This is a genomic window from Priestia sp. TRM10 (genome assembly GCF_057808375.1).
On record NZ_JBJZOT010000013.1, the window covers coordinates 495,200 to 520,679 of the forward strand.

The 25,480-nt window shown below is 36.4% G+C and carries 22 protein-coding genes, 1 pseudogene and 2 riboswitches; of the genes and pseudogenes, 17 read left to right on the forward strand and 6 right to left on the reverse strand.

Features of this window, described 5'->3' with window-relative positions:
• From splB to ACK3CR_RS13905, 10 genes and pseudogenes are all read left to right on the forward strand, one after another.
• Nucleotides 1-1,029 carry a spore photoproduct lyase gene (splB, locus tag ACK3CR_RS13860; protein WP_488975577.1) on the forward strand — a complete coding sequence of 343 codons (1,029 nt, stop codon included), beginning with the start codon at nt 1-3 and terminating at the stop codon, nt 1,027-1,029.
• A 164-nt stretch (nt 1,030-1,193) separates the two neighbouring features.
• On the forward strand, nt 1,194-2,510 hold the full coding sequence (locus tag ACK3CR_RS13865) for a vWA domain-containing protein (RefSeq protein ID WP_243513084.1): 1,317 nt from the start codon (nt 1,194-1,196) through the stop codon (nt 2,508-2,510).
• A gap of 138 nt (nt 2,511-2,648) precedes the next feature.
• A complete protein-coding gene (locus ACK3CR_RS13870) occupies nt 2,649-3,020 on the forward strand; it encodes a hypothetical protein (protein WP_488975578.1) in 372 nt (123 codons plus the stop codon).
• Nucleotides 3,021-3,303: 283 nt separating this feature from the next.
• Nucleotides 3,304-3,508: riboswitch (cobalamin riboswitch) on the forward strand.
• 137 nt (nt 3,509-3,645) lie between these two features.
• The gene (locus ACK3CR_RS13875; protein ID WP_243513080.1) at nt 3,646-5,916 is read left to right on the forward strand and encodes a ribonucleoside-diphosphate reductase subunit alpha; all 2,271 of its coding nucleotides are present in this window, start codon (nt 3,646-3,648) and stop codon (nt 5,914-5,916) included.
• Nucleotides 5,917-5,951: 35 nt separating this feature from the next.
• A complete protein-coding gene (locus ACK3CR_RS13880) occupies nt 5,952-6,992 on the forward strand; it encodes a ribonucleotide-diphosphate reductase subunit beta (RefSeq protein ID WP_243513077.1) in 1,041 nt (346 codons plus the stop codon).
• A gap of 425 nt (nt 6,993-7,417) precedes the next feature.
• Nucleotides 7,418-8,377: a 6-phosphofructokinase gene (pfkA, locus tag ACK3CR_RS13885; RefSeq protein WP_061803906.1), complete on the forward strand. Its 960-nt coding sequence runs from the start codon at nt 7,418-7,420 to the stop codon at nt 8,375-8,377.
• A 63-nt stretch (nt 8,378-8,440) separates the two neighbouring features.
• Nucleotides 8,441-9,853: pseudogene (gene pyk / locus ACK3CR_RS13890) on the forward strand (pyruvate kinase); the annotation flags it as partial.
• A 90-nt stretch (nt 9,854-9,943) separates the two neighbouring features.
• Entirely contained in the window at nt 9,944-10,801 is an 858-nt protein-coding gene (locus ACK3CR_RS13895; RefSeq protein WP_243513075.1) for a class II fructose-bisphosphate aldolase, read from the forward strand.
• Between the two features lie 236 nt (nt 10,802-11,037).
• Complete coding sequence (locus ACK3CR_RS13900) at nt 11,038-12,564, forward strand: glycine betaine uptake BCCT transporter (protein ID WP_488975579.1); 1,527 nt, start codon at nt 11,038-11,040, stop codon at nt 12,562-12,564.
• 117 nt (nt 12,565-12,681) lie between these two features.
• Nucleotides 12,682-14,076, forward strand: coding sequence for an alanine/glycine:cation symporter family protein (locus tag ACK3CR_RS13905; RefSeq protein WP_488975580.1), 1,395 nt, complete (start codon nt 12,682-12,684; stop codon nt 14,074-14,076).
• A gap of 10 nt (nt 14,077-14,086) precedes the next feature.
• Here ACK3CR_RS13905 and ACK3CR_RS13910 read toward each other — a convergent pair whose 3' ends face one another.
• A complete protein-coding gene (locus ACK3CR_RS13910) occupies nt 14,087-14,581 on the reverse strand; it encodes a GNAT family N-acetyltransferase (protein WP_243513069.1) in 495 nt (164 codons plus the stop codon).
• A gap of 168 nt (nt 14,582-14,749) precedes the next feature.
• Here ACK3CR_RS13910 and ACK3CR_RS13915 point away from each other — a divergent pair, with 168 nt between their 5' ends.
• The 3 genes from ACK3CR_RS13915 to ACK3CR_RS13925 are packed head-to-tail and all read left to right on the forward strand — an operon-like array spanning nt 14,750 to nt 16,984.
• A complete protein-coding gene (locus tag ACK3CR_RS13915; protein WP_019393364.1) occupies nt 14,750-15,526 on the forward strand; it encodes a transporter substrate-binding domain-containing protein in 777 nt (258 codons plus the stop codon).
• Nucleotides 15,527-15,560: 34 nt separating this feature from the next.
• Nucleotides 15,561-16,223, forward strand: a complete 663-nt coding sequence (locus tag ACK3CR_RS13920) for an amino acid ABC transporter permease (RefSeq protein ID WP_019393365.1) — start codon at nt 15,561-15,563, stop codon at nt 16,221-16,223.
• Nucleotides 16,224-16,240: 17 nt separating this feature from the next.
• On the forward strand, nt 16,241-16,984 hold the full coding sequence (locus ACK3CR_RS13925; protein ID WP_061805950.1) for an amino acid ABC transporter ATP-binding protein: 744 nt from the start codon (nt 16,241-16,243) through the stop codon (nt 16,982-16,984).
• A gap of 14 nt (nt 16,985-16,998) precedes the next feature.
• Here the strand turns inward: ACK3CR_RS13925 and ACK3CR_RS13930 are convergent, their stop codons facing one another.
• Nucleotides 16,999-17,562 (reverse strand): GNAT family N-acetyltransferase, encoded by a 564-nt coding sequence (locus tag ACK3CR_RS13930; protein ID WP_243513060.1) that lies wholly within the window; start codon nt 17,560-17,562, stop codon nt 16,999-17,001.
• Between the two features lie 155 nt (nt 17,563-17,717).
• Between ACK3CR_RS13930 and ACK3CR_RS13935 the strand changes: the two genes are divergently transcribed.
• The 4 genes from ACK3CR_RS13935 to ACK3CR_RS13950 are packed head-to-tail and all read left to right on the forward strand — an operon-like array spanning nt 17,718 to nt 19,486.
• Nucleotides 17,718-18,164 carry a GNAT family N-acetyltransferase gene (locus ACK3CR_RS13935; protein ID WP_488975581.1) on the forward strand — a complete coding sequence of 149 codons (447 nt, stop codon included), beginning with the start codon at nt 17,718-17,720 and terminating at the stop codon, nt 18,162-18,164.
• A 47-nt stretch (nt 18,165-18,211) separates the two neighbouring features.
• Entirely contained in the window at nt 18,212-18,607 is a 396-nt protein-coding gene (locus ACK3CR_RS13940) for a FixH family protein (RefSeq protein WP_243513049.1), read from the forward strand.
• The gene (locus ACK3CR_RS13945) at nt 18,608-19,177 is read left to right on the forward strand and encodes an SCO family protein (protein WP_243513046.1); all 570 of its coding nucleotides are present in this window, start codon (nt 18,608-18,610) and stop codon (nt 19,175-19,177) included.
• Nucleotides 19,178-19,237: 60 nt separating this feature from the next.
• Nucleotides 19,238-19,486 (forward strand): YueH family protein, encoded by a 249-nt coding sequence (locus tag ACK3CR_RS13950; protein ID WP_243513044.1) that lies wholly within the window; start codon nt 19,238-19,240, stop codon nt 19,484-19,486.
• Between the two features lie 343 nt (nt 19,487-19,829).
• Here ACK3CR_RS13950 and ACK3CR_RS13955 read toward each other — a convergent pair whose 3' ends face one another.
• The 4 genes from ACK3CR_RS13955 to ACK3CR_RS13970 all read right to left on the reverse strand — a co-directional run bounded on the left by ACK3CR_RS13955 (nt 19,830) and on the right by ACK3CR_RS13970 (nt 24,964).
• Nucleotides 19,830-20,951, reverse strand: coding sequence for a GerAB/ArcD/ProY family transporter (locus tag ACK3CR_RS13955; protein WP_488975582.1), 1,122 nt, complete (start codon nt 20,949-20,951; stop codon nt 19,830-19,832).
• Between the two features lie 21 nt (nt 20,952-20,972).
• The gene (locus ACK3CR_RS13960; protein ID WP_488975583.1) at nt 20,973-22,142 is read right to left on the reverse strand and encodes a Ger(x)C family spore germination protein; all 1,170 of its coding nucleotides are present in this window, start codon (nt 22,140-22,142) and stop codon (nt 20,973-20,975) included.
• A 2-nt stretch (nt 22,143-22,144) separates the two neighbouring features.
• Complete coding sequence (locus tag ACK3CR_RS13965; RefSeq protein WP_488975584.1) at nt 22,145-23,623, reverse strand: spore germination protein; 1,479 nt, start codon at nt 23,621-23,623, stop codon at nt 22,145-22,147.
• A 450-nt stretch (nt 23,624-24,073) separates the two neighbouring features.
• Nucleotides 24,074-24,964, reverse strand: coding sequence for an EamA family transporter (locus ACK3CR_RS13970; protein ID WP_488975585.1), 891 nt, complete (start codon nt 24,962-24,964; stop codon nt 24,074-24,076).
• Nucleotides 24,965-25,342: 378 nt separating this feature from the next.
• Nucleotides 25,343-25,453, forward strand: a riboswitch (TPP riboswitch).
• Nucleotides 25,454-25,480 lie beyond the last annotated feature (27 nt).

Here is a 25,480-nt window from a genome sequence, read left to right on the forward strand (position 1 = left end):
ATGATAAAACCTTTTGTACCACAGCTTGTATATATTGAACCAAGAGCGCTTGAATACCCTCTGGGTGTAGAATTGAAAGAAAAGTTTGAAAAGATGGGCCTTGAAATAAGAGAAACAACTTCACATAATCAAGTAAGAAACATTCCAGGGAAAAATCATCTACAGCAATACCGTAACGCTAAATCAACGCTTGTTGTTGGCGTAAGAAAAACGTTAAAGTTTGATACATCAAAGCCATCAGCAGAATATGCAATACCTTTTGCAACAGGATGTATGGGACACTGTCACTATTGTTATTTACAAACAACAATGGGCAGCAAACCATACATTCGAACATATGTAAATATAGATGAAATTTTTGATCAAGCAAGAAAGTATATAGAAGAAAGAGCACCTGAAATGACCCGTTTTGAAGCTTCGTGTACTTCTGATATTGTTGGAATTGATCACTTAACACATACGCTTAAACGTGCTATTGAATATTTTGGGAAAACGGATTTTGGAAGACTGCGTTTTGTTACAAAGTTTCATCATGTTGACCATCTTTTAGATGCAGAGCATAACGGGCGTACAAGATTTCGTTTTAGTGTGAATGCTGATTATGTTATTAAAAATTTCGAGCCTGGAACATCACCGCTTGATTATCGAATTGAGGCTGCGAGGAAAGTTGCAGAAGCAGGATATCCGCTTGGATTTATTGTTGCACCTATTTATATTCATGAAGGCTGGGAGGAAGGGTATAAGACGCTTTTTGAAAAGCTTGATGCACAGTTGCCTGAAAGAGCCCGACAAGACATCACTTTTGAAATGATTCAGCATCGCTTTACAAAGCCAGCAAAGCGAGTTATTCAAAAAAACTATCCAAAATCAAAGCTTGAAATGGATGAAGAAAGTCGTCGCTATAAGTGGGGACGATATGGAATTGGAAAATATATTTATTCTAAGGATGAAGAACATGAGCTTCGTGAGCATTTGGAATCTTATATTGATAAATACTTTCCGAACGCCAAAATTGAATACTTCACCTAATAAAGCTAGAGAATATCTCTAGCTTTATTTTTTTATTGATTGGCTAGGGGAATTTTAAGATAATGAAGAAGATAGGGGCTGGTAAATACGGGAAGTTATGAAGCGTGAAACAAGCAAAACCGATATAGAAGAAAGCATTTTAGAAAGAAAGGTGCATAATAAATATGAAGCGGAAAACGCTCTTAATCAGTTTTTTTATTTTCATTTTATTTATACATACTGCATGTGGCAAAAAGGAAGAAACTGATGCTTATTCAAGCGCTAATATAGAAAACATACCACAAGCAGCAGAAACGGTAGAAGATATGAACAATCAAAAGCAAGGAATTCTTGTAAAAAAGTATTTAAAGGGGAGAGAACTTGCCCAAACGTTAAAATATGACGAAATCATCGAAAGTGATCTAGAACCTTTTCTACATAAGAAAATTGATTCATTCGCCCAGTCGCAAAAAAGTAGCGAGCAATCGTTTTATAACTATCTTGTTTACTTATTAGGAAGTGGAGAGTACGGGGAAATAGAAAAAGAGCTTGAAACATTTGAACCTGTATTTCCAGAGGTAACTGCTGATCAAAAGAAAAAGAAGAATGCCGTGCTTTTGATAGATGGGAGTAAAAGTATGGAAGAAACGTTAGGAAATCAAACAAAACTTTCATTAGCGAAAAAGGCAATTATTGATTTTGCAGCAGCTCTTCCTAACGACGAATCTCTTACACTTTTAACATATGAGAACCCAATAGAAGAGGATGAGGAAACACAAAAAGTCCCCGCATGCCGGAATATACAAGTAGCGTATGATCATAAGTCATATGAAGCAGGTGAATTTGCTTCTTCTCTAGCAGAATATAGGGAAGGAGATGACACTTCATTTACAGCAGGATTGCAAAAAGCAGAAGAAGTTCTTTCTTCCTACAGTGATGAACAATATGAAAACTCTATTTATATTATTAGCGATGGAATAGATATTTGTGAGAACGAAGGAGAAGAAAGCAAAAGTATTCTTTCTAATAGCAGGGAGGATATCCATATTATTGGTCTTGATGTAGAGCAAGAAGAGGAAGCGGCACTTCAACAAGTCGCAGCAAAAGGTACCTACAAGACCGTAGCAACCGAGGAAGAACTACAAACATACATTAAGGAAGAGTGGGAGCAAGAAACGCCTGAAAAAACTTTTGTGCAAGAGGCGGCAATTTCAGATGAGGAAGAGCTTAGCGAGCAGAGACGTTTTGATTCTATTAAAGAATCTTATGATAAAGCAAGCCTCAGGGAGCGTGATCGACTTCTTTTAGGGGTAAAATATATAGAGGAACAAAAATTACTCTCATCAGAGGAAATTAAAAGGTTAGAAAAACGTATTTTAGATCAATATAAAAGCCGTAAAGAAGCCGTATGGGAGATTAGAGATCAAAAACTAGCTCTTATGAAAGCGGAAATAAAAGAAAATAATAAAATGATTCAAGAGTGGAAAGATAAGTGGCAGTGACATTCATAAAAGAGAAGAGCGTGCTCTTCTCTTTTATACTAAAAAATATCCAGAAAAATGTAAAAAAAGGGGGAACAGAAGAGAAAATGTATGATAAACTTGGGATAATTGTTTAGTATATATGAAAGGAGAAGAAGAGTGAAAAATACCAAAAGAGATACGGCGCTTTCCTTTGTATTTTTAGGACTTTTATTTTTAGGGTTTGTACAAGTATGGCACGAGCGTCAATATGTGCTTGGGGTTGGTGCAATTCTTGTAAGTTTTGTCGGCATCTGTGGGGTATGGAAAGGAATTAATAAAGAACGTCAAAAAGAGATTTTGTTAGGAATAAAACTTTTTTTTATAACCATTATATTTTGTTTGCTACACCGTTTTGTCTTTCATTTTATACAAAGTATAAACAATGATCATCGCTTTCTAGCCGCTTTTCTATCAAGCCTCCTTATCGTCTTTACTATGGACAAACTTGTCCGAATTACGTATCATAAGCTTCATCAAAAATCTGCTTAAGAAAAACAAAAGATGTGTATTATAAAACTAGTTCATATTTTTTGTGAACTAGTTTTTTTAATAGCAAAAAAGTGAAATTGATTTTTTTATAAGGAACAATACCTTGAGAGAAAAGAAGTTTAATAAATACGGGAAAAGTCAAGGTCTTTCTTTCGGGCAAGAACTGTGTATAATCAAGTATTGTAACGAACATAGAGTTTTTCTGTTGTAAAATCTAAAAGAGTCTGATAGAATAATAAACACAATATGTAGTGCTTAAATGAATATGAAAATACTATATTTTGTATAAACCTAAAATAAAGGTGTCATGTATTGACTTAAAAGGGAATTTGGTAATCAAACCAAAACTGTACCCGCAACTGTGATTGCTGATGAAATAAGCGCATCCACTGTATGAACGAAAAGGCTTACATAAGCTTATTATACGGGAAGGGCTTAGAGTAGAGAGACGCAAAAGTCAGGAGACCTGCCTTTTATTGAGACGTTTTATTCTGTTCGGGAGTTAGGAGGATAAAGCGAGGGTTGTGCTTTTTTGTGCGCACGTTCCTTCGCTTTATGCTCATTGCTCTCGAAGAGACAATGAGCTTTTTTTGTAGAGTGAATGGTAAAGACTGGAGGAAATATTATGTTACAAACAAATTCGAACACGTTAGAAACGGTTGTCGAACAAGATGGAGCTGAAGAGGCGTTAGTTGGATATCTAGAAAAACTAAAAGAAAAATATCCACATCTAGATTTTGACGATTATGAACAGAAAATTGTTCAAGGGGTGTTCACATTACAGGAAGTCACGAGAGATCGTCTTTCAAACTTGCTTATTTTAGGTGCACTTGAGCGTATTAACACGCTTGAACCTGATTGGACATATGTTGCAGCTAGCGTTTTATTGGACAAGCTTTACGGAAATGCAGCAGAAAATCGTGGCTATCAAGCAGATGAGAAATATGGTTCTCTTTATCATTTAATTGAGACGTTAACAAACACAGGAATTTTCAGCCCTGCTCTTTTATCTTCTTACACGAAAGAAGAGATCGAAAAGATTCAAAGTTTTATTTCACAAGAACGTGATGAACTTTTTACATACATCGGGCTACTGACATTATCTGATCGTTACTTAGCTCAAACACACGATCGCAAAACAATGGAATTACCGCAAGAGCGCTTCTTAATTATTGCAATGACGCTTATGCAAAATGAGCCAAAAGAAAAACGTCTTGCTCTTATTGAAGAAGCATATTGGGCTCTTTCAAATCTTTATATGACAGTAGCTACACCAACACTTGCAAATGCAGGTAAAACATATGGCCAGCTATCAAGCTGCTTTATTGATACAGTTGAAGATGATTTAAGAAGCATCTACGACAGCAATACAGACGTTGCTACACTGTCAAAACACGGCGGAGGTATTGGTGTATATCTAGGGAAAGTGCGTCCAAGAGGAAGCGATATTAAAGGATTTAAAGGCGTTTCTTCAGGAGTTATGCCATGGATGAAACAGCTAAATAATACAGCTGTTAGTGTTGATCAGCTTGGACAGCGTAAAGGAGCAATTGCTGTTTACTTAGATGTATGGCACAAAGATATTTTCAGTTTCCTTGATGCTAAGTTGAATAACGGAGATGAGCGTCTTCGTACACATGACTTATTTACAGGCGTATGCTTACCAGATTTATTTATGGAGAAAGTGCAAAACAGAGAAGAATGGCATTTATTTGACCCACATGAAGTGCGAAGCGTTATGAACTATTCTCTTGAAGATTTTTATGATGAAGAAAAAGGCAGCGGTTCATTTAGAGAAAAATATGAAGAGTGTGTAAGAGAAGAGAAGCTTTCTCGTGAAACAATTCCGGCAATTGAAATTATGAAACGAATTATGATTTCACAGCTTGAAACAGGGACGCCTTACATGTTCTATCGTGATACAGTAAACCGAGCAAACCCGAACAAACATAAGGGAATGATTTACGGAAGTAACCTTTGTAGTGAGATTGCTCAAAACATGAGTGCAACAACGCTTGTTGAAGAAACAACAGATGGAGGCACAATTGTAATTCGAAAAGAGATGGGCGATTTTGTTGTGTGTAACTTGTCTTCTGTTTCACTTGCAACAGCTGTAAAAGCAGACGTTATACCTCGTCTTGTGAAAATTCAAATGCGCATGCTTGATAATGTAATTGACTTAAATACAATTCCTGTACCACAAGCTAAATATACGAATGAAAAGTATCGTGCTGTCGGACTAGGAACGTTTGGACTTCATCACCTACTAGCTCTTGAGGGAATTAGCTGGGAAAGTGACGATGCTGTTGAGTACAATGATCGCTTATATGAAGACATTGCCTATTATGCCATTTCAGCGAGTATGGAGCTTGCAAAAGAAAAAGGTTCATATCCTGTATTTGAAGGTTCAGAATGGGAGAATGGTCGCTATTTTGAGGATCGTGGGTATACGAGCGATCGTTGGGAAGAACTTCGTGCTAAAGTGCAAGAACACGGAATGCGAAACGGCTACGTTATGGCTGTTGCACCGAATTCTTCAACAAGTATTATTGCGGGCTCTAGCGCAAGTATCGATCCTATTTTCCGTAAAGAATATTCGGAAGAGAAGAAGGACTATAAAATTCCAGTAACGGCACCAGATCTTACGCCGCAAACAAACTGGTATTATAAATCAGCATATCACATTGATCAAAATTGGAGCATTAAACAAAACGCGAAACGTCAGCGTCACATTGACCAAGCTGTATCTTTTAATCTTTATGTACAAAACGATATTCGTGCAAAAGACCTTTTAGATCTGCATCTTAATGCATGGTCAGAAGGATTAAAAACAACATATTATGTTCGTTCAACATCTGGAGATGCAATTGACGAATGTGAAAGCTGCCATAGCTAAGCGTAACATATATAATAGAAGAAAGGTGAATTGTGATGTCATATACACTAAAAAAGCGTGACATTATGGATCGTCAGGCACCAAACAGATCAACAAGCATTATTAACGGAGAAAGCTCTAATGTTTTAAACTGGGATGACGTTCGATTTAGTTGGGCGTACCCTAAATATAAAAAAATGCTAGCGAACTTTTGGACACCGTTTGAGATTAATATGTCACATGATATTAAGCAGTTTCCGCAGCTAACAGAGAAAGAACAAGATTCTTTCTTGAAAATTATTGGACTTCTTGCTCTTTTAGACAGCATTCAAACAGACTATGCCGGGAAAGTAGCAGACTATTTGACAGACTCAAGCTTAAATGCGCTTATGATTATGCTGGCACAGCAGGAAGTCATTCATAATCACTCTTATAGCTATGTACTTTCAAGCATTGTAAACAAATCTAAACAAGACGAAGTTTTCAACTACTGGCGTGAAGAACCAACGCTTGTAGAGCGCAATGAATTCGTCACGAACGGTTATAAAGATTTTGCTGAAAACCCAAGCGTCGAAACGCTCTTAAAGTCGCTTGTGTACGACGTGATTTTAGAAGGTTTGTTCTTCTATTCTGGTTTTGCCTTTTTCTATCATCTTGCTCGCAACCGCAAAATGGTAGCTACAAGCACTATGATTAATTACATTAACCGAGATGAGCAAATTCACGTAGATTTATTTGTGAAGATTTTTAAAGAAATTTTAGTGGAGTATCCAGAATACAACACGAAAGAACTTCACCAATTTATTAATGAAACACTTAAGCGCGCCGTTGAGCTTGAAGTAAGCTGGGCTAAGACTGTAATCGGAGACGAAATTGAAGGTCTTGTTCTACAAGAGGTAGAAGATTACATTAAGTTTTATGCGAACGTTCGGGCAAATCAGCTTGGTACTGAGCGTCCTTATGAAGGATACCGACAAAATCCTCTTCGTTGGATTAAAGCATATGAAACAGTGGATCTTGGCAAAACAGACTTCTTCGAACAAAAAAGTCGTCAATATGCTAAAACAACAGATGCAAATGGTTTTGATGAACTATAAAAAACGAAAAAGCGCAGAATCTTTTCTGCGCTTTTTCTCTTTGTTAAAAAAGGTAATGGATTGACAAGGATAGGTTATACTAAAAAATAGAGTTGGAAACTTTTTAAGGAGCAACAGCGTTAAGGTGAAAAAATATGAAATAACGCAAAGAAGGGCGAAAAACGAAGAAAAAAAGTGAAAAAAAGTGAAAAAAAGAGATGATAATCGCTTTCATGCTATTTTCACAAATATAACAAGTATGTTAAGGTAATAGGCGTAAATCAATGAGTTTCGACAATGGAGTCTTTTCCATTATAAGGTATACATAAAGAAGAGTAAAATTTTTCATAATGTAATGCTTAGAAACGATTCCCCATTTCCTATGTAAGATTGTTTGTAAAAAAGACAATCTTGAAATATGATAGATGTATGAGGTGATGAGAAAAATGAAAAAAATCGGCGTATTAACGAGTGGCGGCGATTCTCCAGGTATGAATCCAGCAATTCGTGCGGTAGTCCGCAAAGCAATCTTTGAAGGACTTGAAGTGTATGGAATTAGTCAAGGATATAAAGGGCTTATTGAAGGAAACATTCAAAAGCTAGAAGTTGGTTCTGTTGGAGATATTATTCAACGTGGTGGAACAATGCTTCAGTCAGCTCGCTGTGAAGAATTCAAAACAGAAGAGGGACAAGATAAGGGCATTGAACAACTGAAGAAACATGGTATTGAAGCATTAGTTGTTATTGGAGGAGATGGATCTTACCAAGGCGCAATTAAGCTTACAAAAAAAGGATTCCCTTGTATTGGAATTCCAGGAACTATCGATAATGATATTCCAGGAACAGACTATACGTTAGGATTTAACACAGCTTTACATACTGTCATTGATGCAATTGACCGTATTCGCGATACGGCTTCTTCGCATGAGCGCACATTCATCGTTGAAGTAATGGGGCGAGATGCTGGAGACATTGCACTTTGGTCAGGTCTTGCTGGTGGAGCAGAAACAATTCTGATTCCGGAAGCAGACGAATCTTTCGATGATATCATTGCTCGTCTTCATCAAGGAAATGAGCGTGGTAAGAAACACAGCATTATCGTTGTTGCTGAGGGTGTTATGAGTGGAAATGAACTTGCTGAGAAGTTAAAAGAAAAGTCAGGTGTTGAAACGCGTGTAACAGTTCTTGGCCACATTCAACGCGGAGGATCTCCATCTGCATTTGACCGCGTATTAGGAAGCCGTTTTGGTGGATATGCTGTTGATTTATTATTGCAAGGACGCGGCGGACGTGCTGTTGGAATTCAAAAAAATGAGCTTGTTGATTACGATATTCTAGAAGTGTTAGGAAAAGAACATCATATCGACATGAACATGTATAAACTATCTAAAGAATTATCAATCTAAAGAAAAAGAACGTGTAGTAAGTTGTAATTGTTCCATAATCTTTAGACGTAAGGAGAAGAGAGAATGAGAAAAACTAAAATTGTATGTACTATTGGACCAGCTAGTGAAAATCGCGAAACATTCACGAAATTAGTAGAAGAGGGCTTAAACGTAGCTCGTTTAAATTTCTCACACGGTGACTTTGAAGAGCACGGTGGCCGTATTAAAACAATTCGTGAAGTGTCAAAAGAAACGGGTAAAACAGTTGCTATTCTTCTTGATACAAAAGGCCCTGAAATCCGTACAAACGAAATGGACGGCGGAGCACTTGAGCTTGTAGCAGGCGAAAAAATCATCGTGTCAATGAAAGAAGTAAAAGGAACGAAAGAAAAGTTCTCTATTACATACTCAAACCTTGTGAACGATGTAAAACAAGGGGATACAATTTTACTTGACGATGGCTTAATCGGTCTAACAGTAGATACTGTTGATGCTGCAAATGGTGAAATTCATACAACAATCCAAAACACTGGCGTTCTTAAAAACAAAAAAGGTGTAAACGTTCCTGGCGTAAGCGTAAGCCTTCCTGGTATTACAGAAAAAGACCGTGCAGATATCTTATTCGGGGTTGAGCAAGGCGTAGATTTCATTGCTGCTTCTTTCGTTCGTAAAGCAGCAGACGTTCTTGAAATCCGTAAGCTTCTAGAAGACAACAATGCAACAGATATTAAAATCATCTCTAAAATTGAGAACCAAGAAGGAATCAATAACATTGATGAGATCCTAGAAGTTTCTGATGGTTTAATGGTTGCTCGTGGAGACATGGGTGTTGAAATTCCTGTTGAAGAAGTACCTCTTGTACAAAAAGAGCTTATCGAAAAATGTAATCATTTAGGAATGCCTGTTATTACAGCAACACAAATGTTAGATTCTATGCAACGTAACCCACGTCCAACTCGTGCTGAAGCAAGTGACGTAGCAAACGCAATCTTTGATGGCACAGATGCAATCATGCTTTCTGGTGAGACGGCTGCTGGGGACTATCCAGTTGAAGCTGTTCGCACAATGAACAGCATCGCACTTCGTGCAGAATCTGCTCTTGATTATTCAAAAGAAAAACTGTTTGCTGATTCAGTTGGTGTTTCAAGCGTAACAGATGCAATTGGTCAAGCAGTAGCAGATACAGCAATGACGCTTGATGTAAAAGCAATCTTAGCTCCAACGGAAAGCGGATATACAGCACGCATGATTTCTCGCTTCCGTCCAAAAGCAACAGTTGTAGCAATCACAAAAAATCAATCAACTTCTCGTAAGCTAATGCTTATGTCAGGTGTTGTTCCAATCGAAGGCAACACGTTTGAAACAATTGATGATATTACAAGTGATGCAACAAACCTTGCTGTTGATAAAGGTATTATTGAGCACGGTGATCTTGTTATTCTTGCAGCTGGAATGCCGTTTGGTAAGTCTGGTTCAACAAACCTTTTAAAAGTTCACGTAGCTAACTAATTTAGGCAGAATACCGCGTAAAGAGCGAGAGCTCTTTATGCGATTCTATATTACATATTCTAATTTGGAGGAATTATCATGCCATTAGTATCAATGAAAGAAATGCTAAATACTGCTAAAGATAACGGTTATGCAGTAGGTCAATTCAACTTGAACAACTTAGAGTTCACACAAGCGATTTTACAAGCAGCACAAGAAGAAAAATCTCCAGTTATCCTTGGTGTTTCTGAAGGTGCAGGCCGTTACATGGGCGGATTCAAAACAATCGTGAAACTTGTGGAAGCACTTATGGAAGAGTACAATGTAACAGTACCTGTTGCGATTCACCTTGACCATGGTTCAAGCTTTGAGTCTTGTGCAAAAGCTATTCATGCTGGTTTCACATCTGTTATGATCGACGCTTCTCACGGTCCTTTCGAAGAGAACGTTGCAGTAACATCTAAAGTTGTTGAGCTTGCTCATTTCCACGGTGTATCTGTTGAAGCTGAGCTTGGAACTGTTGGTGGACAAGAAGATGACGTGATTGCAGAAGGCGTAATTTACGCAGATGCACAAGAATGTAAAGAGCTTGTAGAGCGTACAGGTATCGACTGCCTAGCTCCAGCACTTGGTTCTGTTCACGGTCCTTACAAAGGGGAACCAAACTTAGGGTTCAAAGAAATGGAAGAAATCAGTGGTCTTACAAACATGCCGCTTGTATTACACGGTGGTACGGGGATTCCAACAAAAGATATCCAAAAAGCGATTTCTTTCGGTACAGCTAAAATCAATGTAAACACAGAAAACCAAATTTCTTCTGCAAAAGCTGTTCGTGAAGTATTAGCAGCAGACGCTGAAGTATATGATCCACGTAAATACCTAGGACCAGCTCGTGAAGCAATTAAAACGACTGTTATTGGTAAAATGCGTGAGTTTGGTTCTTCAAACAAAGCGTAATTTCAAGAGCATATAGGTTTATAAAACTGATGCTTTAGCATATAATACAACAGTAATTTTATCGCCTTGAAAATGAAAAACAAAGAAGCATTTGATCCGTCAGATGCTTCTTTTATTTTTTGATCAATATTGACTAGAGAGGTGAGAAAATACAGTGGGAAAAAAGGTTTAGATTAGAGTGAAAGGTGGAAAATAAGAAAAGGCGAAAATCAAATAGGAAGGTGTAGAATTAATATATGAATAATAAAGTCACTGGCGTTTTTTGGTGGTCAGTATTTGTTACACTGGCTGTAGTGATATGGGGAGCAGTAGCGCCTGATAACTTTGGAAGCATTATAGGGAATGTTCGTTCTTTCCTTACTTCTGATTTTGGATGGTATTATCTGTTGATTGTATCCCTGTTTTTAATTATTTGCATTGCATTAGGTTTGAGTAAATACGGTAGAATTAAATTAGGGAGTCCAGATAGTAAACCAGATTACAGTACTCCAACATGGTTCGCCATGTTATTTAGTGCTGGGATGGGAACAGGACTTGTTTTCTGGGGGGCAGCAGAACCCATTAGTCACTTTATGACAAGCACACCAGAAGGAGTAGAAACAGGAACAAATGAAGCAGCACGTGATGCATTACGCTATACATTTTTCCACTGGGGCCTTCATGCTTGGGGGATTTATGGTATTGTAGCACTAGCTCTTGCTTATTTCAAATTCCGTCATGGTAAACCAGGCCTCATTAGTGCCACATTATCTCCGATTTTAGGTAAAAAGGCAGAAGGACCAATCGGTAAAATCATTGATATTATTGCTATTTTTGCTACAGTGGTAGGAGTAGCCACAACTTTAGGGTTAGGTGCTATCCAAATTAATGGAGGGTTATCGTTCTTAACAGGCATTTCTAAGAGCTTTGGAACCCAAGTTATTATTATTGTAATTGTTACCATTTTATTTATGATTTCAGCATGGAGTGGTTTAAGTAAAGGAATTAAGATTTTAAGTAATGCTAACTTAGGATTAGCTACTCTTTTACTTTTAGTAGTACTTTTCGCAGGACCAACGGTTTACATTTTAAACATGTTTGTAGACACATTAGGTTCTTATATTCAGAATCTGCCACGTATGAGCTTTAGATTGTCACCTTTAAATGAAGAAAATCGCGGATGGATTGATTCATGGACAATTTATTACTGGGCTTGGTGGATTGCATGGAGTCCGTTTGTTGGATTATTTATCGCACGTGTATCAAAAGGTCGTTCCATTCGTGAATTTGTATTTGGAGTTCTATTTGTACCTGCTATTGTCAGCATGCTTTGGTTTGCTGTGTTTGGTACAAGTGCGATTGATGTGCAACAAAAGGGGTTAGCGGCTTTACAAAACCTTCCAACTGAAAATGTTCTTTTTGGAACACTACAACAATTCCCATTGGGAACAATTGCAATTATCGTTGGGCTATGCTTAATCGGAACATTCTTTATTACATCTGCGGATTCTGCAACGTTTGTACTAGGTATGCAGTCAACAAATGGCTCATTAAACCCAAGTGGTAATGTAAAATTAACATGGGGATTCTTACAAGCAGCGGTAGCGCTTGTACTTCTTTACTCTGGAGGAGAAACAGCATTAACTAATTTACAAAATATGCTGATTCTTGCTGCGTTCCCATTCTCAATCATTATGATTTTAATGACAGCTTCGCTTATCAAAGCATTAGGTAAAGATTATAAGCAAGTGAAACAAGGTAATAAAACGAAGAAAGTATCATAACGCAAAGAAAACCTCTTACAGAAGTGTCTACTTCTGTAAGAGGTTTTTTTAGGTAGTTTAAATAAAAAAAACTAGGGGAAAAGTCATTGTGAGAATGAAGAGAAAAGGAGGACAAAAATGGATGAATTTCTGAACGTCGTTCAAAAAGTATCTGATTGGATATGGGGGCTTCCTCTTATTATTACATTAACTGCTGTCGGCCTTTATATGACAGTAATCTTGAAGTTCTTTCAATTCAGATATCCTCTCTACATTATGAAACAGACATTTGGGAGCGTGTTGAAAAAACCAAAGGGAGAGGGGACGGTAACGCCCTTACAAGCTTTAACGTCTGCTCTCTCTTCAACAATTGGAGCTGCTAATATTGTTGGGGTTCCAGCGGCTATTATGTTTGGGGGACCTGGTGCTGTTTTTTGGATGTGGGTGATTGCCATTTTTGGGATGGCACTTAAGTTTTCAGAGAGCGTACTTGCTGTGCATTATCGAGAAAAGAACAGTGAAGGTGAGTATGTAGGGGGCCCGATGTATTACATAACAAAAGGTCTAAAAATGAAATGGCTTGGTATCTTTTTTGCTTTTGCTCTAATGATTGAAGTTATTCCAAGTCTAATGGTACAGGGGAATTCACTAGCTGGATCTGTTGCTCAAACATTTTCCGTCTTCCCACTCATTACAGGAATCATCACAAGTGTACTTATTGGTGTGATTGTAATTGGAGGAATTAAGAGAGTTGGAAAAACAACAGAGCTGTTTGTTCCTTTTATGGCCTTACTTTATGTTGGAGCTGCTCTTTTGGTTGTTATTATTCATATAGAACAGTTTCCAAATGTATTGGCACTTATTTTTTCTTCCGCTTTCCAACCGGTGGCAGCTGTAGGTGGATTTGCAGGAGCGGCCCTAAGTGACATCATTAGATGGGGCTTTGCTAGAGGTCTCTATTCAAATGAAGCTGGCTTTGGAACAGCTCCTATTGCACATGCAGCTGCGAAAACGGATCATCCGGTAAGACAAGGGTTTTGGGCTATTGTCGGTATTTTTGTTGATACAATTGTAGTTTGCACAGCTACAGCATTTGTCATTTTATCTACAGGAGTATGGACAAAAATGGGCGCTTCCAAAGATACGGATGCTTTAGCAACAGTTGCATTTACTGAAACATTTGGCACAATCGGAAGTTACATTGTCACGATTTCTCTCTGTTTCTTTGTCCTATCAACGGCACTTGTTTTAGTGTTTTATGGTGTAAAGCAAGCAGAATTTTTATTTGGCGTGAAAATGGGCCATGTGATGAAGGTTGTATACTTAGGAGCTATTATTGTCGGCTCTGTTGGCGGAGCCAAAGTAATATGGAGCTTTCTCGATATTGCGCTTGCCTCTATTTTGTTGCCAAATTTACTCGCTATTGTACTACTAAGTAAAAAAGTGAAGGAGCTAAAAGAAGAATTTTTTACAAGTGAACAATATTATTTATCTGATATTAAAAAAGACAAAAACGTGACCTCATCTCTTTGATATATGATTGCTACATGATAGATGTACTTTCAAAAAGAAGAGAAGGTTCAGCACCTCTTATTTCTTGTCTGCACTTAAAGTCTAGATTTTGTAAAACAGAGATAGAGCGTTTATTGTCAGGATGAGTACGAGCGTAGATTTTTGGGAAGCGATGGACATGAAAACCGAACAAACAGCATGATCTTGCTGCTTCTGTTGCATACCCTTCTCCTTGATAGTCCGGATGAATAGCATAACCAAGTTCAATTACAGTGTTATGATTTATTTTATTTAACAGAAGTCCTGCTACCCCAACTGCTTTGTGATCTGTTTTTTGATGGACAGCCCAAAGGCCGATTTTAAACGTTATATATTGACTGCGAATATGGTTCATACATTGTTCAATCGGGTGATTTTGATTAACAAACGGCAGCATAGATCTTTTAAATAGAACCTCTAAAAAGGATCTATGCTTTGTTGTAATGGGCTGAAAATAAAGGCGTGTTGTTTCTTTAGGTAGCTTCATTCATTTCATCCTCCTTTCTTTTTATCATAATAGACATCATTCATGATTTATATAAGAGAATATGTGGTATTATTTTCTCAATTTTGTAAAATTTCAAATTATTTGTTATCCTTATACAAGTAACTGTTCTTTGTGAGCAGTTCTATAAAATGTAAGGGAGAGATAAAAATGAAAAAGCTTTTATTATCATTTGTTACCATCCTTGCTATTACCATCCTCGCTGCCTGTGGTGCGAGTAAAACTGAAACCAAAAGTGGAGCAAAACTTGTGAAAGAAGGGACCTTCACATTTGTAGCTTCAGGGGAATTTAAACCGTTTAGCTATATGAAAGACGGAGAAGTAACAGGGTTTGATGTTGAAGTTGGAGAAGCTGTTGCAAAAGAGTTAGGTCTTGAAGCTCAGCCAGAGAAGATGAAGTTTAAAAGTATTATTGAAGGCGTGAAAACAGGTCGGTTTGATGCAGCTGTTGCAAGTCATACGGTCAACGAAGCACGAAGCAAACATGTTGCATTTTCAACTCCATATTACTATTCAGGACCACAAATTTTCACCCGTGCTGATAGTGACATTGAGACATCGGCAGATTTAAAAGATAAAGAAGTTGCTGTTTCAAAAGGTTCTACATATGCCGATGAAGCAAAAAAGTACACAAATAAAGTTAAAACATATGATAGCGACATTACAGCTTTAAAAGCTCTTGCAGAAGGGCGTCATGATGCTGTGATTACCGATTTTGTAACTGGAAAAGAAGCAATTGGAGAAGGATTTAAAATTCAAGCAAAAGAGCTTTTAGGAAGAAGTGAGCAAGCTATTGCCGTTTCGAAAGAAAATGAACAGCTTTTAGAAGATATTAATGGTGCGCTTGAAAAACTGCGTGAAGATGGAACATTGAAAAAGATTAGTGAGAAATATTTTAAGGAAGATATTACGGTAAAACCAGAATAAAACGTTAAATATTCTATAAAGAGGAGGAAAGAGAGTGCCAACATTTTCGCATTTTTGGACAACGCTAATTGATACAAGGTCAATCTTTTTTGATGCTATGGTTGTAACACTACAGCTAACAGTAGTTTCAATTCTACTTGGAGTTGTGATTGGTCTCGTCTTTGCTCTTTTGAAAATTTCAGGTGTTAAGCCGCTCGGATGGCTCTCTGATATTTATGTTTACTTAATTCGTGGAACTCCCCTTATCGTCCAAATCTTTATTTTATATTTCGGGATGAGCAATATTTTTCTTATTCCAGACTTTTGGGCTGCTTCTATCGCTCTTGCTGTTCACAACGGGGCTTATATCGCAGAAATCTTTCGTGGGTCCATTCAGTCTATTGAAAAAGGACAGGCAGAAGCAGGGCGCTCTCTCGGCATGACAGCAGGACTTACAATGAGGCGTATTATCCTTCCTCAGGCATTTAGACGAGCATTGCCGCCACTTGGAAATCAATTTATTATCGGTTTAAAAGATTCATCACTAGCTGCTTTTATTTCAATGAACGAGCTCTTTAATATTGCGACAACATATGGATCAAACAATTTTGATGAAATGACATACCTTTTAATTGTGGCAATTTACTACTTGATTCTTGTTCTTCTTCTAACTGTTGCTGTTAACTTACTTGAAAGAAAACTACGAACAAGTGATTAAAGGGAGGGGAGCGTAACATGGATGAGAAACGCACGATGATTAAGCTTGAAAACTTGAACAAGTCTTTTGGAGATCTGCACGTATTAAAAGATATTAATATGGTTGTAAAAGAAAGTGACGTCGTTTGTTTAATAGGTGCAAGTGGCTCTGGAAAAAGTACTCTGCTCCGTTGTTTAAACTTTTTAGAAGAAAAAGATAGCGGTCATATTTGGATTGAGGATGAAAAAATTGAACGCTCAACTCATAATATTAATGAAATTAGACAGAGAGTTGGGATGGTTTTTCAGCATTTTAATCTGTTTCCGCACAAAACCGTTTTGCAAAACATTACAGAAGCGCCTATCCACGTTCGAAAGGTAAATAAAGTGCAGGCAGTGCAAGAAGCAAGAGAGCTTTTACAGAAAGTGGGATTAGCTGATAAGGAAAATGTGTATCCAAACAAACTGTCAGGTGGGCAAAAACAGCGGGTTGCTATCGCAAGGGCACTTGCCATGAAGCCTGACATTATGCTGTTTGATGAGCCTACTTCAGCGCTTGATCCAGAGCTTGTTGGTGAGGTTCTAGCAACAATGAAAGAACTAGCTGCAGAAGGAATGACAATGGTCGTTGTCACGCATGAAATGGGCTTTGCACGTGAAGTTTGTGATTGGGTTATATATATGCATGATGGAAAGATTGTCGAAGTTGGCCATCCACATGAAATATTTCATGAACCAAAAGAAGAAAGAACAAAAGAATTTTTCAATACAGTGCTTAGATAAGAAAACGCCTCTTTTTAAAGAGGCGTTTTTTCTCTGTGAAGGCTTTTCCATTCTTCATGCAATAAGCTATATACTTCTAAATCATGATAATGATCATATAAAAACTCAGCATGACGAGCAGTTCCTTCATGAGTAAAGCCTAGCTTAATCGGAATTTGATTGCTTTTTACATTACCTTGACCACAGCGAATTTCTACTCTTTCTAACCCATTTTCGTGAAAAGTATAATGGAGAAGAGCTTCTACACACTTTGTCATAATACCTTTTCCCTCATAATGCTCAGAAAGCCAGTACCCAATGCTTGTTTGGGAGTTTTGCCATTGAATGGAGTGAAGTCCAATCATGCCGATGATGACGTTGTCATATAAAATAACAGCTTGCAATCCTGCTTTTTCCTCATATTGTTTGATCCATATTGGGATTAGTTCACTATATGTACTAAGAGTTGTAGAATCAACCCATGGAAGCCACTTTCTTAAATGTTGCCGTTCCTTTGTTACAAGTGAAAAAAGAGCTTCACCATCTTTTTCTGTTACAAGTCTTAGCGTAATATGATCATTAATCTTATAAGGAAACATGTTCTCATCTCTCTTTGTTAGAATTTTCTTGAAATGAATATTATTTTACACCATTTTTTTGAAGTAAGAAAGAGAAACTTTTTTTCGTTATAATAAAAGAAATGTAATTTCATAAAAATGGATTTTTACAATATATTGAAGTGAGGAGCGAGCGTATGAAGAAGACAAACATATCAACTAGTAATTTAGAAAAATGTATTGCGCTTTACAGAGAAGTATTTAAACAACCTCCATGGAATAAGAATTGGTCATATGAAGCGGCAAAGGAAAGGCTTACTGATTTATTACATACTCCCAAAATGTTAGGATTCTTATTTGAAGAAGAAGGAGAGCTTGTTGGCCTAGCAGCAGGCAACTTTAAGCGAACATATGAAGGCAGAGCATTCTATTTAGCTGAGCTTTGTGTATCTGTAGCGAAAAGTGGTAAAGGGTATGGATCAACTATGCTGCAGTTGTTAGAAGAGGAAGTTGTGAAGAAAGGAGGAAATAAAATTGATTTACACACATCAATAAATGGTAGGGCACAGAAGTTTTATGAGAAACATGAGTATGATGTAAAAAAGGATAGAATCACATTAACAAAGCACCTTTTACACTTTTAAAGGAGATTTTTAAAAAAACCAGAACTAATAAAATGAGGAGGGATAGGATGAAAAAGATTTTGTTCGTTTTAGCACTCGCATTTATGGCTGGTTGCAGTAGTGAAACAAGTGGGGAGAATACAGCAAATGATGAGATAGAGGAACTTAAAGTAGAGTTAGATGTTCCGTCAACTGTTCAACAGAATGAAGATGTGTTGTATGAAGCAACTGTTACATATGGAGATGAAAAAGTAAAAAAAGCAGATACTGTTGATTTCGAGTTCAAGGAAGTGAACAGTGACAAAGAAGGAGAGATGATAAAGGCGGAGAAAGAGGAGAACGGGGTATATACAATCAAGCACCGTTTTGAAAAAGAGGGGACATATGTTGTGCAAGTACATGTTCTTGCTCATTCTCAGCATGTTATGCCTGAAAAAGAGGTTAAAGTCATAGGAGAGAAATAGGTGAAAGATGTGAAAGTGTTATGTAAAACAGCTTTAACAGCTTTGATGCTTTTCTTCCTCTTCGGTTGTTCAAAGGAAGAAGGCATCTCTTTTTCATTTCAAAATCAGGAAAATCAAACATTTTCATCTGAAGAGCTAGAAGGAAAAGTGTGGATTGGAGACTTTATGTTTACAAACTGTCGCACTGTTTGTTCTCCAATGACGGCCAATATGAAAAAACTCCAAGAGCGAGCTGCGAAACAAGGAATCGACGTCCAATTTGTTTCTTTTAGCGTTGATCCAGAAGTTGATACACCTGAAAAGTTAAAAGAATATGTTGCATATCACGGGGGGGATTTCTCAAACTGGAACGTCTTAACAGGATATAAGCAAAAGGAAATTGAGACATTTGCCAAAGAAAAATTTTCAGCTATTGTTAAAAAACCAGAAGAAAGTGATCAAGTTCTTCATTCTACTTCTTTTTATCTTGTAGACAAAAATGGGAAAATAGTAGAAACGTTTGAAGGAGTGAAGAACCCTCCCTATGATGATATTTTAAAAGAAGCGGCAAAAGCGGAGGAAAAGAACTAGTCAATCATCCTTTTTGACGGTATAGTTGTATGGTGAAAGTGAAAGAAAGTAGGGATTAGCATGAAAATTAGAATGGCAAACATTGAATATGAAGGAAGAAAAGTTGGACAAGTGTACCTTCATGAAAACAAAAAAGAAGAAACAACGCTTATTGCAATTCCTGATTTGGAATGGTCAACAGTTGTTTCCTATGAAGAAGAGATTGAAGAGATGAAAATGCGCGTGTTCACCTCGTTGAAAGAGCGCACAAATGAAGAAGTTGGTCGTGAAATGACGGCTAAAATAAATTATTGGGTTCGTGAAATGTAGCAGGTGGGTAAATCATGTTGTAGGCTTATATGATATAAGTTGGCTTTTTTTAATAGATTCCTTAATCTTATTGATGCCAAACTCACCTATTGCTACAACAGAGGTCAAACTGGATAAAAAGAAAGAGATAAAGTAAGTCGCTGTTTATGCAGCGGCTTTTTTTATATTAAAATTTTAAAGGTAGATGAAAATGTACAAGTTTAAAAATTTACCACAGTTAGTTGATAAAAATAGAGGAGTACAAGCGTAAAAAATCTCATTACTAACGTCTCAATGAGGTTCTTAAGGAGGGAGGCTTTGTCCAAAGCCCTGTTCCCTTAGTGCTATAATTATTATTAGCAAGTTAATTTTTTTTAGTTTTTGGCTTGTTCATACGTTTCTTTATTAATAAAGCTATAAAAAATAAAAGGGGTATAAAAATTTGGAAGACAAAGTGTACGTACGGCGGTACAATTTTTAAACCAATATATATATGGAAGGTGTAAGTTTTCATAAAGAATATGCAGATAAGATAGACAATTAATAACAATGGAATAATCATTTTTTTATAAGAATGTAATTTGAATAACTCTGCTATTCCTCTTATCCCTGCATATGAAAAGAGAAAAACCTTTATTAAACCGCCAATCATAAAAACTAAAACGGCTAATAACTGTAAATGACGAATGAAATTTAAAAAATTAATATGTTCAATCGTTTTGATAAAGGGAAAAGTAAAAGCTTTAGCTAATTCAGCCGTTAATACCCCTACGTTTAAAATGGCTGCAAACATTAGTATAATCCCTGATATTACTATAGATAGCCAGCCTTTTTTTATGAATCCAGAAAACGAGGTTAGAAATTGAAAAAAGCATAAAAATACAACAAATTCTCCAAATGGAAACGTTATAATAGTTGGAAAAACAGTTTGAAAGGTAGGCATCCATCCATTCTCTAATATAGGTCTTAGACGTCTAAATTCAAACTGTTCTTGAAAGAACATAAGAATAATAATCAAAATGATAAACGATAGCATGATAAAGAATAAATTTTCAGAAGTACGACCTACTGTTTCAATTCCTAAATAACAAATATACGCTACCAATAATAAAATGGTGCCTTTAATCATCCAAGCATGTAAGTTTACGTTGATAAGCAATACTTCATTAATAAAAAAAGAGAAGTCACCTGTGACACGTGCAGCAATATAGAGGAAATATACATAGTAAAGAAAAGCGAGTATATGACCGATAGGGCGATTAAACGCTTTTTGTAGCATATGTAATAAGCTGCTTCCTTCTCCACTTAGCTGATAGGAATAAGTATAGAGAAAGAAGAGGACTATTCCACAAATTGTTCCTAATAGTAAAGCAATCCACGCATCCTTTTTAGCGTCTAAACCAATCCCTAAAACGATAGCACTTCCTAATTGAGCAAGCACAATCATTGTAAATAGTTGAAACATTTCAATTCGTTGTATTTGCATTTTCTCATCCTCATTTATAGATTATGAAGTTAAATTTACATCTCCATAATTTCGGATAATGACCCGTACTTTTATATCGAATTTTGATTCAAGATACTCCTGTTCCCATCTTTTCTCCATTCTCTTCCACTCTGATTTATTGCTAATTCGCAGTACATCACCAAAGCCAATAAAATCAGATTGTAATTTCTGAGACTTTTTAATTAATTCTAATATCTTTGTTTTTACTTCTTTTTCCATGTTTTTCTCGAGCTTCTTTGTATTTGAGGGATTAGAAAGATCCATATTACAATTGAGCTCATTCAAATCTCCAATTATTTTGGTTTGGACATTAAAAGAAGGTGTTCCATCTAAAACAGATCCTTTAATATCTGTTTTCGTTTTTACAATCGTTAATCCAAATTCTTCATTCTTTGAACAAGGGGAAGCAAAATAACTACTTTTTAGCTTTCCTTTCATTAGATAATAAGCTCGACCTAATTCATTGTTAATCCATCCAACTTTTTTATTTTCTCTTAAAACCGTTAGACCGGAAAGTTTCAAATATGATTTAGGTGCTAACTGTTCAATATTTTTCTTTGTTTCAGCCGTTTTGATTTTACCGGATAAAGCTAATGTGGGGATAACGGCTTCTTTGCCTGTTGATAAGGTTTCTGCTTTTAACTGTGTTGGAAAAACTCTTTGATGAGATCCCCAGTTCTCTTCTGTATTGATTACAGTCTTTAGTATTTCGCTTGTAGGTATATCTTCAAGAGCAGAAAAAACACGTAGTGCATTATATGCCTTCATATGATTCACAACGAGAATGTCCACCATCGAGCTAATGCCAGGCTTGCGTAAAAGATAGTTTACTACCTCATTAATTCCTTGTTCCTTTACAAGCTGCTCATCAATTAGAACAACCTGAATTTGTGAAAGGATAATCTCTCGGGGAGCCCTTTTTGATAATAATTCTATGGCTTTCCCTATGCTTTTTGACTCAGCTTCATATACAATGACCGAAGGGTTATCTGTCGGAGTGTTTAAGGGGTGTGGGTTAATGATCTGCATAGAAACTCGATATCCATCTTTTGCTTTATCAATTCCAAGTCCGTATACGAAAGCTACTTCATTTAATTCTTTATTACTAACATTACCAAGAGCAAAGGTCATTATAAGGAAAATAAAGGAGGTGATCCATAGCTTTTTCATTTTTATTTTCCTTTCCCTTTTTTATGATTGTCTTTAGAACGCATCTCTTCATGGTGAGCATCATGAGAATAATTTGTATCTTTTGGGAATAGAACTCTAAAAAACGTATCTCTCTGATCATGAATATTAAATGGAGAGATAGGCGATAAATAGGGAACTCCAAATGATCGAAGGTGGTTCAAATGAAAAAGTAATGTTAATGTGCCCATAATTACTCCATAAAGACCTAAGGATGCAGCACATAAAATAAATGCATATCGAACTGTTCGAATGGCAGGAGCTAACGTAACAATAGGGTTTACGAAAGAAAAAATATAAGAGATACTAACCGCTAGTAAAGTAGCTGGTTGGACAAGTCCAGCTTCCACAGCTGATTGACCGATGATAATAGTTCCAACAATTGAGATAACAAAGACTAATCCTTTTGGAAGACGTGTAGCTCCTTCTAATATAATTTGAAAAAGAAACATAAATACTAATAATTCAATAACTAAAGGCAATGGCTTTCCTTCCCTTTGAGAAACTAGGCTTATCAACAGATCACCTGGTAACAGACCTGGATGAAAATTAACAAAAGCTATATACAAGGCAGGAAGGTAAACCGCTAAAATTAAAGTAAGAGCTCTAAATAGGCGCAGAAACCCTCCACTCTTAAAGTAATAGTCCTCAGGGGAGTTTAAGAATTGAATGAATACAGCAGGTACTATCAACGAATAGGGCGATCCTTCAACTAATATAGTCACTTTTCCTTCTGTTATTGCCCCAGTTGCTACATCTGGTCGATCGGTCGACAGGATAAGGGGAAAAGGAGTAAAAAAATCATCACTAATAAATTCCTCTATATAATTTGCCTCTAACACTTTTTGTAAGTCGATTTTCTTTAATCTTTTATTCAGTTCTTTTAATACTTTTTTATCAACCATTTTTTCGAGATAAACAAGGCAAATATCTGTGTTTGTAATAGTCCCTAAAGTGCGTTTTTCAAAGCGTAGTTCTTCGCTTTTAATGGATTTTCGAAGCAAAGAGATATTTGTATCCAAATTTTCATTAAAGCCAATTACAGGACCTTTAGATACACGTTGTCCTTGAGCTTCCTCAATAGCCCTTTCTTTCCACATAGACGTATTGCCTAGTAAAATGTCTTCTTTCCCTTCAACAAGAATAGCTGTTTGTCCGTTTAACAATTCTTTGAGGAGTTCTTCAAGAGATGTAATGATGGTTACAGCTTTAACTTGGATAATTTCTTGTTGCAGTATATGGATGATATCATCTTCAGAACCATTTATTACAAGTTGTTGCATAGGTTCAATAATGTAGTCTTCTATTTCCTCTTCTTTTACAATCCCCGCTATATAAATAAGTGCTGTATTCACTTTTTGATCGTTAACTTTTATTTTTAGCTTTCTAACTACAAGGTCAGTAGGATTACCTAAAGATTTTTTTATCTGTTCGATAGTTATTTCAAGCAGTGAGGAAGTCATTTTATCACTCCGGGCATGATGAATTTCTTTTATTCTTCCCTTTGTTGTTATTAATTATTTAAAATTAAAAGTTTCTTCTTTTGATAAGTTAGCCCAAAATATGATGAATGATTTCTTGGTGCTTTTAAGAATTTGATGTAAAGACTATTAGTACATGAGTTTTCAGAGCAATAGAAGTAATTGGTTAACTAGATTAGAATTTAAACAACAAGGTACTTTAAGGAATGGTTTGTATCAGAATCAGAAGGAGGACATGTTTAATACAATACTTCTTCTTTGTTAAATGAGGAGACATTAGTGTTTTAAAAGGAATTAATAACGGCAAACGACATTAGAATGCCTTATACTGAGGCTTACTTATAGTTTAAAAAAGAAAAAACTAAATTGCCCTTCATTGTTGTCCAACAATGAAGGAACAGTTCATCTTGTATAATAGTTTGCTTCAAATATTTAATGTTCTTTGTCAAGGGAGTAAGTTTGACGGATTTTGAAGTTTGGGTAAGTAATTCCCGCTAGAATGATAACGACACCCACCCATTGGAATAAGGTCACCGTTTCATGCAGAACAATGGTAGACATGGTTACAGCCGTTGGTAGCTCTGAGGCACTTAGAATGGTGCCTAAGCTTCCGCCTACTTTAGGCATACCAATATTAAATAAAATAGGGGGAATGACTGAACCAAAGAATCCTGTGAGAAGACCGTATATCCACAGTCCATTTGCAAGAGCATCATTTACAAGAAATACAGGCGGTAACAAAACAAATATAGTCAATGTCGCTCCAGTTGTCATAATTGCACTTTTATAAATTGGATGAATAGGTATACTTGCACGTCCACTTAGAAAAATAAAAAGAGCAAATGATAAAGCAGCAAGCAACCCAAAGCTGATGCCAGTAAGTGAAAAAGTAATTTCACTCTTCAAAAAGCCAGAAGCAAGGACAGAACCGAAAAGGATGATTCCTGTTGCAATTAAGTTTTTGCGAGTGGGTACTTTCTTATCAAAGAGATATTGTAAAATTATACTTATCCATGTGAATTGCAGGAGAAGAATAATGGCAAACGAGGCATTAACATAATTAAGAGTTTGGTTGTAAAAAATCCCAGTTAAGCCCATTGGTATACCACTTAGAATCAAAGTTAGCCACTGTTTACACTTTAAACGTACTTTTGGCACAAAAATTGAAATGATCCACAACATGATAGATCCAAGTAAATATTGAGATCCTGTTATTTCACTTAGTTTAAATCCTTGACTGTAGCCTATTTTAACAAATGTTGATACTACTCCATAAGAACAGCCACCTAAAAAGACAAGTAATGCATAGCTCCAAATCTTCATTATTAAATCCTCCATACAAAAAAATAAAGCCACCCATCTCTAAAAAGAGATGGGTGGCGAAAAGTAAAGCAATATTACATAAAAATCCACCTGCTGTAAATTGATTTTTACAGCTTTTAATTATTCAATAACTTATATTATAAAATTTCCCGGTGTATCCATCAAGCTAAAGATATAACAATGATTAGACCTTGTCTAAATAAAGTATGAAACTGACTTTTTTGTGGGGACACCATTTTTCCTAGGGGAGGAACGATTGGGGTAAACGTGAGCGGCTACCATGTTTTTAGATCTATTACAAATTATCAGTATAGCCTTTGAATGTTTTACCTTTGCAACTTTGTCGAAAATTGATATAATAAAGAAAAATTCATAAGTATTCTGCACTAGGGGAGCTGGAGAAGCCGGCTGAGAGTAAGACCTTTTGTCTTTGACCCTTCAAACCTGAACTAGTTAAAACTAGCGTAGGGAAGTCGCGTTACGATATTAATTGAAGTGTACAAATCGGCTTTTTAA

What these genes read in the sequence shown, in the direction of transcription:
- splB (WP_488975577.1), top strand. Translation starts at nt 1, where the DNA reads ATGATAAAACCTTTTGTACCACAGCTTGTATATATTGAACCAAGAGCG.
- ACK3CR_RS13865 (WP_243513084.1), top strand. Translation starts at nt 1,194, where the DNA reads ATGAAGCGGAAAACGCTCTTAATCAGTTTTTTTATTTTCATTTTATTT.
- ACK3CR_RS13875 (WP_243513080.1), top strand. Translation starts at nt 3,646, where the DNA reads ATGTTACAAACAAATTCGAACACGTTAGAAACGGTTGTCGAACAAGAT.
- ACK3CR_RS13880 (WP_243513077.1), top strand. Translation starts at nt 5,952, where the DNA reads ATGTCATATACACTAAAAAAGCGTGACATTATGGATCGTCAGGCACCA.
- pfkA (WP_061803906.1), top strand. Translation starts at nt 7,418, where the DNA reads ATGAAAAAAATCGGCGTATTAACGAGTGGCGGCGATTCTCCAGGTATG.
- ACK3CR_RS13895 (WP_243513075.1), top strand. Translation starts at nt 9,944, where the DNA reads ATGCCATTAGTATCAATGAAAGAAATGCTAAATACTGCTAAAGATAAC.
- ACK3CR_RS13900 (WP_488975579.1), top strand. Translation starts at nt 11,038, where the DNA reads ATGAATAATAAAGTCACTGGCGTTTTTTGGTGGTCAGTATTTGTTACA.
- ACK3CR_RS13905 (WP_488975580.1), top strand. Translation starts at nt 12,682, where the DNA reads ATGGATGAATTTCTGAACGTCGTTCAAAAAGTATCTGATTGGATATGG.
- ACK3CR_RS13910 (WP_243513069.1), bottom strand. Translation starts at nt 14,581, where the DNA reads ATGAAGCTACCTAAAGAAACAACACGCCTTTATTTTCAGCCCATTACA.
- ACK3CR_RS13915 (WP_019393364.1), top strand. Translation starts at nt 14,750, where the DNA reads ATGAAAAAGCTTTTATTATCATTTGTTACCATCCTTGCTATTACCATC.
- ACK3CR_RS13925 (WP_061805950.1), top strand. Translation starts at nt 16,241, where the DNA reads ATGGATGAGAAACGCACGATGATTAAGCTTGAAAACTTGAACAAGTCT.
- ACK3CR_RS13930 (WP_243513060.1), bottom strand. Translation starts at nt 17,562, where the DNA reads ATGTTTCCTTATAAGATTAATGATCATATTACGCTAAGACTTGTAACA.
- ACK3CR_RS13935 (WP_488975581.1), top strand. Translation starts at nt 17,718, where the DNA reads ATGAAGAAGACAAACATATCAACTAGTAATTTAGAAAAATGTATTGCG.
- ACK3CR_RS13940 (WP_243513049.1), top strand. Translation starts at nt 18,212, where the DNA reads ATGAAAAAGATTTTGTTCGTTTTAGCACTCGCATTTATGGCTGGTTGC.
- ACK3CR_RS13950 (WP_243513044.1), top strand. Translation starts at nt 19,238, where the DNA reads ATGAAAATTAGAATGGCAAACATTGAATATGAAGGAAGAAAAGTTGGA.
- ACK3CR_RS13955 (WP_488975582.1), bottom strand. Translation starts at nt 20,951, where the DNA reads ATGCAAATACAACGAATTGAAATGTTTCAACTATTTACAATGATTGTG.
- ACK3CR_RS13960 (WP_488975583.1), bottom strand. Translation starts at nt 22,142, where the DNA reads ATGAAAAAGCTATGGATCACCTCCTTTATTTTCCTTATAATGACCTTT.
- ACK3CR_RS13965 (WP_488975584.1), bottom strand. Translation starts at nt 23,623, where the DNA reads ATGACTTCCTCACTGCTTGAAATAACTATCGAACAGATAAAAAAATCT.
- ACK3CR_RS13970 (WP_488975585.1), bottom strand. Translation starts at nt 24,964, where the DNA reads ATGAAGATTTGGAGCTATGCATTACTTGTCTTTTTAGGTGGCTGTTCT.